This is a genomic window from Bacteroides ihuae (genome assembly GCF_900104585.1).
Lineage (GTDB): Bacteria > Bacteroidota > Bacteroidia > Bacteroidales > Bacteroidaceae > Bacteroides > Bacteroides ihuae.
In genome coordinates, this window is record NZ_FNVX01000006.1 from 181,030 (window position 1) to 193,353 (window position 12,324).

9 protein-coding genes are annotated in these 12,324 nt (G+C 37.5%); 5 read left to right on the forward strand and 4 right to left on the reverse strand.

Features of this window, described 5'->3' with window-relative positions:
* Positions 1–69: 69 nt before the first annotated feature.
* The 4 genes from BQ5338_RS11615 to BQ5338_RS11630 all read right to left on the reverse strand — a co-directional run bounded on the left by BQ5338_RS11615 (position 70) and on the right by BQ5338_RS11630 (position 4,252).
* Positions 70–1,326, reverse strand: a complete 1,257-nt coding sequence (locus tag BQ5338_RS11615; protein ID WP_071147023.1) for a hemolysin family protein — start codon at positions 1,324–1,326, stop codon at positions 70–72.
* A gap of 2 nt (positions 1,327–1,328) precedes the next feature.
* Complete coding sequence (gene lptC / locus BQ5338_RS11620) at positions 1,329–1,913, reverse strand: LPS export ABC transporter periplasmic protein LptC (RefSeq protein ID WP_235816425.1); 585 nt, start codon at positions 1,911–1,913, stop codon at positions 1,329–1,331.
* 48 nt (positions 1,914–1,961) lie between these two features.
* Positions 1,962–3,284 carry a tetratricopeptide repeat protein gene (locus tag BQ5338_RS11625; RefSeq protein WP_071147836.1) on the reverse strand — a complete coding sequence of 441 codons (1,323 nt, stop codon included), beginning with the start codon at positions 3,282–3,284 and terminating at the stop codon, positions 1,962–1,964.
* Positions 3,285–3,520: 236 nt separating this feature from the next.
* Complete coding sequence (locus BQ5338_RS11630) at positions 3,521–4,252, reverse strand: type III pantothenate kinase (protein WP_071147025.1); 732 nt, start codon at positions 4,250–4,252, stop codon at positions 3,521–3,523.
* A 135-nt stretch (positions 4,253–4,387) separates the two neighbouring features.
* Here BQ5338_RS11630 and lnb point away from each other — a divergent pair, with 135 nt between their 5' ends.
* The 5 genes from lnb to BQ5338_RS11655 all read left to right on the forward strand — a co-directional run bounded on the left by lnb (position 4,388) and on the right by BQ5338_RS11655 (position 12,295).
* Positions 4,388–5,575, forward strand: coding sequence for a lipoprotein N-acyltransferase Lnb (gene lnb / locus BQ5338_RS11635; protein ID WP_071147026.1), 1,188 nt, complete (start codon positions 4,388–4,390; stop codon positions 5,573–5,575).
* Complete coding sequence (locus tag BQ5338_RS11640) at positions 5,572–7,149, forward strand: alkaline phosphatase family protein (protein ID WP_071147027.1); 1,578 nt, start codon at positions 5,572–5,574, stop codon at positions 7,147–7,149. The genes lnb and BQ5338_RS11640 overlap by 4 nt, the downstream gene beginning before the upstream one ends.
* 105 nt (positions 7,150–7,254) lie before the next feature.
* On the forward strand, positions 7,255–10,548 hold the full coding sequence (gene secA, locus BQ5338_RS11645; RefSeq protein ID WP_071147028.1) for a preprotein translocase subunit SecA: 3,294 nt from the start codon (positions 7,255–7,257) through the stop codon (positions 10,546–10,548).
* A 133-nt stretch (positions 10,549–10,681) separates the two neighbouring features.
* A complete protein-coding gene (locus tag BQ5338_RS11650; protein WP_071147029.1) occupies positions 10,682–11,785 on the forward strand; it encodes a DUF6340 family protein in 1,104 nt (367 codons plus the stop codon).
* Positions 11,786–11,848: 63 nt separating this feature from the next.
* Positions 11,849–12,295 carry a hypothetical protein gene (locus BQ5338_RS11655; protein ID WP_071147030.1) on the forward strand — a complete coding sequence of 149 codons (447 nt, stop codon included), beginning with the start codon at positions 11,849–11,851 and terminating at the stop codon, positions 12,293–12,295.
* Positions 12,296–12,324: the final 29 nt, after the last annotated feature.

A 12,324-nucleotide genomic window follows, 5' to 3' on the forward strand; every position in this document is an offset into this window, starting at 1 on the left:
TAGCGCACGAAGATACAAAAAATGCTAATATGCACCAGCTATTAGCTAAAAAATTACAGGTAAGAGATGTTATTCCCTTACTTTCAATCGAACAAGTTCTATTTTTGTCGCAGTCATCTTGATAATTTTAAATTGATACCTATCTATTGAAATCTGCTCATGAAGCTTAGGGAAACTTTGATAATAGTTCAAAATCAATCCGCCTATGGTCATATAATCATCTGATTCAGGCAGAGTAAGTTCAAAGAGTTCATTTACTTTTTCTATTTCAAGACGACCCGACAAAACATATTCATTATCACTAACTTTCTTGCACACATAAGAGGTATTATCATGCTCATCCTCTATGTCACCAAATATTTCTTCCACAAGATCTTCTAAAGAAACAATACCAGCAGTACCACCAAATTCATCCACCACCACCGCAATCGTCTTCTTTTGAAGCATAAACAATTTCATTAGTTTATGAGCCGCCATTGTTTCAGGAACAATTGGCACATCTTTTATCCCTTCAAGCCAATTTTGAGGATTACGAAACATCTCCGAAGAATGAATATAGCCAACTACGTTATCAATATTACCATCATACACTATCACTTTAGATATTCCAGACTCTACAAAACAGTTCTTGAGATCTTCGAGTGTTGTTTTTAAATCGACAGCAACAACTTCAGTGCGAGGTACTATACAATCGCGTATCTTGACGTTTGAAAAATCTAGAGCATTCTGGAATATTTTAACTTCTGTATCCAAATCAGACTGACTTGTCGCATTGCTAATTCCAGACTGAATAAAGTAATCCAGGTCTACCTTCCCGAAAGCTTTTTCTGATGCTTCTTTATTGATTTTAATTCCAAAGATTCTTAGGAACAAATAAGACAGTCCAGAACAAAAATACGAGATAGGATAAAAAATTATATAAAAAATAAATAAGGGAAGTGCAAAAACCTGGAGCATCAAGTTAGGGTTTATCTTAAATAGAGTTTTAGGCAAAAACTCACCAGTAAGCAAGATAATAAGAGTAGAAATAAGCGTTTGAATAAAAAGTAGAAGAAAATGATTTTCGATCAATCCAGCTAAAACATACTGATCAATCAGTTGCGCCATCAATATCCCATAAACAACTAGAGCAATATTATTACCCACTAGCATAGTCGAGATAAAATTATTTGGTTGTTTGAAAAATATTGAGAAAATTTTAGATACAAGTCCATTACCTCTATTCATCTCAAACCGAAGTTTGTCGACAGAAACAAAAGCTATTTCCATTCCCGAAAAGAATGCCGAAAGAGCCATCGTTAGTAATAAAAAGATTACTGCATTCATTGTTACTTCTTCAGAGTGTCCTTTTTTACTTCTAAGTTATTATCTTCCATATAAAACACGCCTTCAATGTTATGTATTGTGTAAATAGTCATTTGTTGGTTAGAGTCAAACCCATGTCCCAAAATAACCTTATCTGGCTGTTCTATTCGAATAAATTTGTCCGAATAAACCTTTTCGGTAGCTTGATTCCAATATAGCAGTTCTGTATTAAATTTATTTCCTTGCAAGTTTTTAACAACAACATGCCCCATCAGTTTCCATAATTTCTGCTTATCATAATAATATGCAGTATCAGCTTTTATGCTAGCATCAACATGAAGTAATGAATCAAATTTTTCTAAATAAACGCCTTTTTCAAAAGCCCAATAAGAAGGTTTCTTTTTATCAAAAATAAGCCATTCTTCGGTTTTTACGCGATACCTTGTCACACCCGAATCAGATATCAACGTAGTCACTCCTAAGGTTTTCATCATAGGTAACGAGTCACGTTCAGTTATAGCTTCACCTAACTGTTTTTGTTTTCCCGAACAGGAAGAAAATATGAGCAGCACAACAATTGTATGAAATACAATTGTTGTGCTGCTCATATAATAATGAAATAAACTTCTATTCTCTTTTTGCCACATATCCTATCATCATCGTATAGTAGTCGTTTCGTTAATCCAACCTCCAATAGTAATTCTATCTCCTTGCTTATGTCCTAACATGAAAAGTTCATTAGAAGCAGGAGTATAGCGTCGATAAGTTGCAATCAATTTATCGGCATCAGCAGTACAGCTAGGATCAACAGCCTTCGCTCTTTGCAACTTGTCAAGTATTACATAATAAGTACACTTATTTAAAGCTGGTTCGTCGTTCCAATTAGGGCTGGTTGCATACAAATTAGCTATCAAAATATAAGGTGCACCATAATTTTCGTTGAAGGAGATGGCTTTCTGTGCATAACTTCTTGCTGGGGAGAGCCTTTTTACAGAAGCTAAAACAGTTGCTGCTGCATAAGATAATTCCGCTTTTTTATTATTACCTGACTCCAATTGAATAGCTTGATCGAAGAATTTTACGGCGTCATCAATATCTCCTTTCTTAAAAGACATATACGCACAACCAGCGGCAGCATCAGCTGTCGGTTCTATTTTATAAGAGTAAAATGATGCTTTAAAATAAGCTTCCTGTTCAGTACATTTCATCATCTTCATGATATCAAGTACCTTCTTTAAATAGGCCAGATTAGTTTTATTTGCTTCAATCTTAGCAGCATAAATTTCCTGTAAGGATTCACAACTAGCAGTACCACTATTAATGAAAAGAGCTATAAGATTATCCTTAACCGACTGATAATCCTTCTTTACGCTCTCTTTTGTTGCAGCAGCAATAGCATCATCTACCCACTGGGAATCGTTCAGATAATCCTGAATAAACTGTTCCTTATGATCAGGATTTAATTGCAATTTTTTTAATGAAGAATCTAAAAAATAGAAAAGTATAGCTCCCAAAGATTCAGATTTCTCTGCATTAACTGACTGGTTAAACCAATCATAGGCCAGATTAACGTCTGGTTTGGGCGCAAACTGCATGTAATCAATTGCTTTAAAAGCCAATGTTTTTTCGACAGAACGTACGCCACGTATATTAGCCTGAAGTTCAGGAGTATACTTCATTAATTGATCGTATGTAGCCATCAATTCATCAAAATATTGATTATACTCAGGCTTACCTTTCATCGTGGTCAAAAAATGCTTAAGAATATCAAATCCGTCTGAATAGGTATAGTAACGTAAAAGAGGACAATCCTTCATTACCGCTTTCCAGGGTAAGTAAGCATCTTTAAAGTTCCCAGCCTTCACAGCTTCATGAGAAATACTACTATTAACATTACAAAGACTGTCAGTAGATTGTGCTAAAGCACTCGTTGCACCTGCTGAAAGAAACAACACAGCTACAAGCGTTTTAATTTTCATCATTATCATTATTTTAGTTTATATTCATTGTTATTACTAGCATTAATCAACTTTATACATGTATTGCATACCTAGATCAACTTTATAATCATTCACAGGAAAAGTATCTATTCTATATACCTAAAGTCTAATCGGATAATTGGGCATAACCATATCGTGTATAAGGAGGATTTGTCTTGTTTTGAGCCATTGCCGATACCGCCAATAACATCAATAAAAGAACAAGAAAAAGGTGTTTACATCCTACCATTGCTATAGTTTAATATTCTATTCAATCCTTTCAAGACTAGATATCTGTCTGCAAAGATGATACTTTTTATCGGCGTATCAAAAGAAAAGTCATCTCCACCCGTTAAAAAAACCAAAAGTTCTGGATATTTATATTTCAAGGCATTAATATATCCAGAAATTTCATATTCAACACCTTTCAAAACCCCAGAACGAATGGCTGTATCTGTATCTTTTCCCATTGGCAACATCCTTCCAACTGATTGAACTAAAGGTAATTTTTCTGTAAACAAGTTCAATGCTTTAAAACGCATTTGCACACCAAGAGAAATGTTGCCTCCATGATACTGTCCTTTCGAATCAATAAACTCGTATGTCAAAGCTGTACCGGCATCAATAACAAGTATGTCTTTCCCTGGATATTCGTAATTAGCAGCCACCACAGCCGCAATACGATCATAACCCAAAGTTTCCGGCGTTTCATATAGATTAATTATTGGAAGAGGCGTTTTATCATTAAGCCAGAGTAAAGGTATAGAAAGCTTTGATAAACGTTCCAAAATGATCTCATTAAGATTGATAACCGTTGCAATAATCCCTCTTTTAATCGGATATTCAGCAATTATTTCTTCAAGACGACTCAACGACTTGTTAGAATCAAAAAAGACATGTAACATTGAGTCTCCTTCAAAAAGTGCCAATTTAGCATTCGTATTTCCTATATCAATAATTAGATCCACATCAATAATTGTTTGGGTTTGCAAAGTAACTCAAAAAAAACATAACAATTACGCTTCAAAGAAAAAAAGCGCTAGCTAAAAGATAGATAATTAGTAAATAAAAGTATTTTTGCAACTTAATACAGTGACACTATAATGAAAAAAACACTAATTATACTATTTCTTAGCATACTGCTTTTACCTATATCTGCATTAGCTTCTTCTATTGATTCAACGCAAATTAGCCTACTTACCTGTTCTCCCGGGAGTGAGATATACTCATTATTCGGGCACACTGCTATTCGTTACGAGGACAAGACTAAAGGTATTGATGTTGTTTTTAACTACGGAATGTTCAGTTTTAAGACTTCTAACTTTATCTGGAGATTTGTAAGAGGAGAAACAGATTATCAATTAGGAGCAACAGAATATCATAATTTCATTTCAGAATATGAGTATTATGACCGAGAAGTAAGCCAGCAGATATTAAACTTATCACAAGAAGAAAAAGAAAAACTATTTTTTCTTTTACAAGAAAATTATCGACCAGAAAACCGTATATATAGGTACAATTTCTTTTTCGACAATTGCGCCACACGTCCACGCGACAAGATAGAGGATTGCGTCAATGGCAAAATAGAATACAAAGAGGCTTCCGAGAGAACACAATCTTTCCGAGATATCATTCACGAATACACATTAAATCACCCTTGGGAGCGTTTTGGTATTGACCTTTGCTTAGGTAGCAAGGCAGACGAGCCAATCAATTATCGCCAAAAAATGTTTGCTCCTGATTATCTACATAAAAGTTTTGCTGCAGCTATCATCGTGAATTCAAAAGGCGAAAAAAAAGCATTAGTGGCCGCAACTAAGGACTTACTCCCCAGGCATGTTGAGCAAACAAACGATGAACAGTCCTTTTTCCCGACCCCGCTACAAGCATCTTTGCTTTTATTTATTATAGTAGTGGGAACTACCATCTATGACCTTAAGAAAAGGAAAAGTTCTCGCCCCCTGGATTTTATTCTTTTTCTTTCAGCAGGTATTACCGGGTGCATTATTGCCTTTTTGGCATGTTTTTCAGAACACCCCACTGTCAGCCCTAATTATTTACTATTTATCTTCCATCCATTTCATCTTTTGTGCTTACCATTTATACTAAGAATCGTGAAAATGAAGCGTAAAAGTTGGTACCATTTATTAAATCTTGCTGTTTTAACACTTTTTATACTGCTTTGGGCAGTAATACCTCAGAGATTTGATTTAGCTGTATTACCTTTGGCCCTAAGTTTGCTAGTACGTTCTGGAAGCAACTCTATTTTAGCTTACAAAAAACATAAATGAAAGGACTTATAACCTCCATCATCACCGTCTTAACATTTACTGGGCTGCAAGCTCAGTCAGGGCCACCGACTCCAAAACTAATAGTTGGCCTAACTATAGACCAGTTGCGTACTGATTATTTAGAAGCCTTTTCTACATTATATGGTGACAAGGGATTCAAGCGATTATGGAAAGAAGGAAGGGTTTTTCGTAATGCTGAGTTTCCGTTTATCGCTCCCGACCGTTCATCTGCAGTTGCAGCAATATATACGGGTACTACTCCATCAGTAAATGGTGTTATTGCTGACAATTGGCTCGATATATCCACTTTACGGCCTAAGAGCAGTGTGGATGACCTTGCTTATATGGGCAACTATACGGATGAAAACACCTCACCTTCCCAACTGCTTACCTCAACAGTTTCTGATGAATTAAAGATAGCAACACAAGGAAAGGCTTTAGTTTATGCCATTTCCCCTTTTCGAGAAACTGCCATTTTTGCAGCAGGCCACGCTGGCAATGGAGCATTTTGGCTTAACGAGAATACAGGCAAATGGGCAGGAACGACCTATTATAACGATTTCCCTTGGTGGGTAAGCCAATATAATGATAGAAAAGCACTTGATTTTCGAATAGCAAACATCACTTGGACTCCGGCACTTCCGATCGATAATTATAAGTATCTTACCACTGAATGGCCAAAAGAGACTTTTAAATACAGTTTTGACGACGCAAAAAAAAATAAATATAGAAAACTAATTGCCAGCCCATTCATTAATGATGAGGTAAATACTCTAGCCGAAGAATTCTTTAATGCTAGCACTATTGGAAGAGACGATATTACAGATTTATTATCGCTCACCTATTATGCTGGAAACTATGACCACAAAAGCACTCAAGAATGTGCTATAGAGATGCAAGACACTTATGTGAGACTTGACAGAAGTATAGCCAACTTACTTGACATGCTTGATCGAAAAATCGGTTTGCAAAATGTTCTCTTATTCATTACGTCAACTGGATATACCGAACCTGAAGCCCCCGATTTGAACAAATATAAAATTCCAGGAGGAGAATTTTATTTAAATCGCTGCTCTGCTCTTCTTAATATGTTTTTGATGGCAACTTATGGCGAAGGACAATATGTTGAGTCATTCTACAATCAACAGATTTACCTAAATCATAAACTGATTGAGAAGAAATTACTTAATCTCTCGGATGTTCAAGAAAAAGCAGCCGATTTCCTCATGCAATTTAGTGGAGTCAATGAGGTTTATTCTTCACATCGCTTGTTGCTTGGTGCATGGACTCCTGATATTCATAAAATAAGGAATTCATTCAATCGTAAACGTTCAGGAGACTTACTAATAGATGTGCTTCCCGGCTGGACGATTGTACAAGAACATCCTTCCGAAAGCAGGGTTGTCCGTACAGCAGATATTCCGGCTCCACTTATCTTCTTGGGTGCTTCTGTAAAGCCCGAAATGATTAATCTACCAACGACTATAGATCATATTGCTCCCACCCTATCACATATCATGAGAATACGGGCACCCAACGCCTGTAGCGCAAGCCCTTTTACCGACATCAGGTAAAGAACACTCCTAAAAAACGAGTAGCAAAGTACAATAAATCAGCATTTTAGTGTAACTTTGCGCACACTAATTTCCTTAGTAAATAATAAACAATATATAAATAGAATGGGATTTAATGAATTTTTAAGCAAACTTATTGGCAATAAATCTTCGCGAGACATGAAAGATATTCAGCCATGGGTAGATAAGATTAAAGCTGCCTATCCAGAAGTTGCGCAATTAGACAATGATGCTCTGCGTGCCAAAACGGAAGAACTCAAAACATATATATACGAGTCGGCCAGTAACGAACGAGCAAAAGTAGAAAGTTTAAAAGCTGAGACAGAGACTCTAGAGTTAGAGTTTCGTGAAGAGCATTTTATTCAAATAGACAAGGTCGAAAAAGATATTATTGAGATATATGAGAAGGCACTAGATGAAGTTCTACCTGTTGCATTCTCTATTGTAAAAGAAACAGCTAAGCGTTTCACTGAAAATGAAGAAATTGTTGTTACGGCAAATGACTTTGACCGTAAACTAGCTGCAACAAAAGATTTTGTACGCATAGAAGGTGAAAAAGCCATCTATCAAAACCATTGGATAGCCGGGGGAACGGAAGTAACATGGAATATGATACACTACGATGTTCAGCTATTTGGTGGTGTTGTGCTACACAAAGGAAAGATAGCTGAAATGGCTACAGGTGAAGGTAAAACTCTTGTTGCTACCTTGCCAGTCTTTTTAAATGCTCTCACCGGTAATGGGGTGCACTTGATAACAGTTAATGATTACCTATCTAAACGCGACTCTGAATGGATGGGACCGCTTTATCAATTTCATGGATTAAGCGTAGACTGCATAGACAAGCACCAACCTAATTCAGATGCCCGTCGCCAAGCTTATCTTGCCGACATCACTTTTGGAACCAATAATGAATTTGGGTTTGATTACCTTCGCGATAATATGGCTATCAGCCCTAAGGACCTTGTACAGCGTTCTCACAACTATAGCATTGTCGATGAAGTTGACTCCGTATTGATTGATGACGCACGTACGCCACTCATCATTTCGGGTCCTATACCTAAAGGAGAAGATCAACTATTTGAATCTCTTCGTCCATTGGTGGAGAAACTAGTTGAGATTCAGAAAGCACTTGCAACCAAATACCTTGCAGATGCCAAAAGACTGATTGGTTCGAGCGATAAGAAAGAACAAGAAGAAGGCTATCTTGCATTATTCCGTAGTCACAAGGCACTCCCCAAAAACAAGGCACTCATCAAATATTCTAGCGAACAAGGAATCAAAGCCGGAATGCTAAAAACGGAAGAGACCTACATGGAACAAAATAACAAACGTATGCATGAGGCTACTGATCCACTGTACTTTGTTATTGATGAAAAGCTTAATAGCGTAGACCTTACTGATAAAGGCATTGATGTTATCACTGGAAATTCAGAAGATCACACTCTTTTTGTTCTACCTGACATTACATCAGAGCTTTCGGCCTTGGAAAACGAAACCGATCTAACCGAAGAACAAAAGCTGGAGAAGAAAGATGCTATCATGACGAATTATGCCATCAAGTCAGAGCGTGTACATACAATTAACCAATTGCTGAAAGCGTATACGATGTTTGAGAAGGACGATGAGTACGTTGTGATTGACGGACAGGTGAAAATTGTAGATGAACAGACAGGTCGTATTATGGAAGGACGTCGTTACTCAGACGGTTTGCATCAAGCAATTGAAGCCAAAGAACGGGTAAAGGTAGAGGCTGCCACTCAAACGTTTGCCACTATCACACTGCAGAACTACTTCCGTATGTATCACAAATTATCTGGTATGACGGGTACTGCTGAGACTGAAGCAGGTGAACTCTGGGACATCTATAAATTAGATGTTGTCGTTATTCCAACGAATCGAGCTATCTCTCGTATCGACATGAATGACCGCGTATACAAAACTAAACGCGAAAAGTATAAAGCTGTAATTGAAGAGATAGAACAATTAGTCGCTGCCGGTCGCCCGGTATTAGTGGGTACCACATCAGTTGAGATTTCTGAGATGCTCAGCAAAATGCTTACCATGCGTAAGGTTGAGCACAATGTACTGAATGCCAAGCTACATCAGAAAGAAGCCGATATTGTGGCCAAAGCCGGTCTAAAAGGAATTGTAACCATTGCGACTAACATGGCTGGTCGTGGTACAGACATCAAGCTCAGCACTGAAGTAAAGGCAGCAGGTGGTTTAGCTATCATTGGTACAGAGCGCCACGAATCTCGTCGTGTCGACCGCCAGTTGCGTGGTCGTGCCGGTCGTCAGGGAGATCCAGGATCGTCCGTATTCTTTATTTCATTAGAAGATGATTTGATGCGTCTTTTCTCTTCCGACCGCATTGCCAGCGTGATGGATAGACTTGGTTTCCAAGAAGGAGAAATGATTGAACATAAAATGATCTCTAATTCTATTGAACGTGCACAGAAAAAGGTAGAAGAAAATAACTTTGGTATACGTAAACGCTTACTAGAGTATGACGATGTTATGAATAAGCAGCGTACCGTTGTATACACTAAGCGTCGCCATGCATTGATTGGCGAACGCATCGGTATGGATATCGTTAATATGATTTGGGACCGTTGCGCAGCTGCCATTGAAAGCGGAGATTATGAAGGCTGTCAGATGGAGCTACTCCAAACATTAGCTATGGAAACGCCTTTCACTGAAGATGAATTCCGCAATGCGAAAAAAGAGGAACTTGCCAACAAGACATTTGATATTGCCATGGCAAACTTCAAGCGCAAAGCAGAACGTTTAGCCCAGATAGCTTTCCCTGTCATTAAGCAAGTATATGAGAATCAGGGACATATGTACGAAAACATATTGATTCCAGTTACCGATGGAGCAAGAATGTATAACATCTCGTGCAACCTGAAAAAAGCCTATGAAAGTGAATGTAAAGAAGTTGTTAACGCTTTCGAAAAATCAGTTTTACTCCATGTTATCGATGATGCTTGGAAGGAGAACTTACGCGAACTTGATGAATTGAAACATTCTGTTCAGAATGCTAGCTATGAGCAAAAAGATCCATTGTTAATCTACAAACTAGAATCGGTAACTTTGTTTGACACAATGGTCAACAAGATTAACAACCAGACAATTTCGATTCTGATGAGAGGGCAAATTCCTGTTCAGGAACCAGAACAATTGCGCCAAGCTACACCAGAACAACGACAAGACATGAGCAAATATCGCGAAGAAAAACGCGATTTATCTGATCCTAACCAACAAGCTGCTGCCCAGCAAGACACTCGCGAAGTAAAGCGCGAGCCTGTACGTGCAGAAAAAACTGTTGGTCGGAATGATCCTTGCCCTTGTGGAAGCGGCAAAAAATACAAAAATTGCCACGGACGCAACGAGTAAATAAGAACATTATCCCAAGAGAACCTCAGCACAAACGTGTCTGAGGTTTTTTTATAGAAAGATTCATTCCTTTTAACATTGGAGTTATCATAAAAATAGTATTTTTGTCAATTAAGATAAAGAAAACAGAACTATGGCAAAATATTCCTATCTATTTATCCTGACGCTTATTCTAGTTTTAGGCTCTTGCCAGACGATAGAACAATTGTCAATAGACTATATGGTTCCTGCTGATATCAGCTTCCCCTCAACATTAAAGCGAGTGGCAATCGTGAACAATGTAAGTCCTAACTACGATAATAAGATAATTATCGAATCTAAAAAAAGCACTCTTCCGAAAGAAAATGAGCTAAAACGTGCAGTTACTTATGATAATGGGACCCCTTCTGTCACAACAGAATCCTTAGCCAAGACATTATCCAAAGCCAACTATTTTGACGAAGTGGTTATTTGTGACTCTGCTTTACGAGCGAAAGATATCTTGCCACGTGAAGCCACCCTTAGCAAAGAAGAAGTACAAAAGTTGGCGGAAAACCTAGATGTTGATGTAATTATCTCACTTGAGAACATACAACTAAAAGCAGTTAGAGCCATTAATTTCATACCTGAATTGGGAATATTTCAAGGTACAACAGATGCAAAAGTCTATCCAACGATAAAGGTTTATCTCCCTTCACGCAAAGGCCCCATGGTGACCATCAACACCAATGATAGCATCTATTGGGAAGAGACAGGGAGAACTGAAGCCTATGTACTTAACCGCATGATTAGTGATAAAGAGCTAATAAAAGAATCATCTGATTTTGCCGGAACAATCCCAGTTAAATATCTTGCTCCTTATTGGAAGACAGCGAATCGTTTCATTTACAGTAGTGGCTCAATAGAGATGCGTGACGCTGCCATATATGTACGTGAGAAATCATGGGAGAAAGCTCTACCCTTGTGGGAGAAAGCGTATCAATCAAAAAACGAGAAACAACAAATGCGTTCTGCGCTCAACATCGCTCTATATTATGAAATGAAAGACAGCATCGAAGAATCTGAAAGATGGGCATTAAAAGCGCAAAAAATTGCTCGAAAAGTAGAGAAAGTAGATAACAAGCTAAAAGATAAACTGAACCTGGACCGTATGCCTAATTACTACTTCATCAGCCTTTATGTAGGCGAATTACAAGAAAGAATTAGCAACTTACCTAAGTTAAGCGTTCAAATGGGCCGATTTAATGATGATTTTTAGGCAAATGATGCACAAGTATTTGTTTTTTTTATACCTTTGATTCAGAATAAATGAGAAAATCTTATGAAACTTAGTCAACAATCGCAATCTTTAATTGAATCGGCTATCCAAAAAGCAGTAAGTAAGTATACATGCAACTGCGATCAAACCATCGTGACAGATATCCACTTCCAGCCGAATCAAAATTCCGGCGAGTTAATTATCTTCGATGATGAAGATGAGGAATTAGCCTGCATTACTGTTGACGAATGGATGACTTACGAAAGTAATGATTTCAATGAGCACACAGAGAGAGTGTTGCGCACACTACTCTGCAAAATGAGAGATGCCGGAACCTTTGAAAATTTGACAATTCTAAGCCCCTACTCTTTTGTTTTAGTAGATGAAGATAAAGAGACTTTAGCCGAATTGCTTCTTATTGATGATGATACAGTTTTAGTAAACAGTCAACTACTAGAAGGATTAGATGAAGAGTTGGACAATTTCTTGAAAGATCTTTTGAGTAACTAAAACCTCACCACTATTTTTCGCTCTCCATC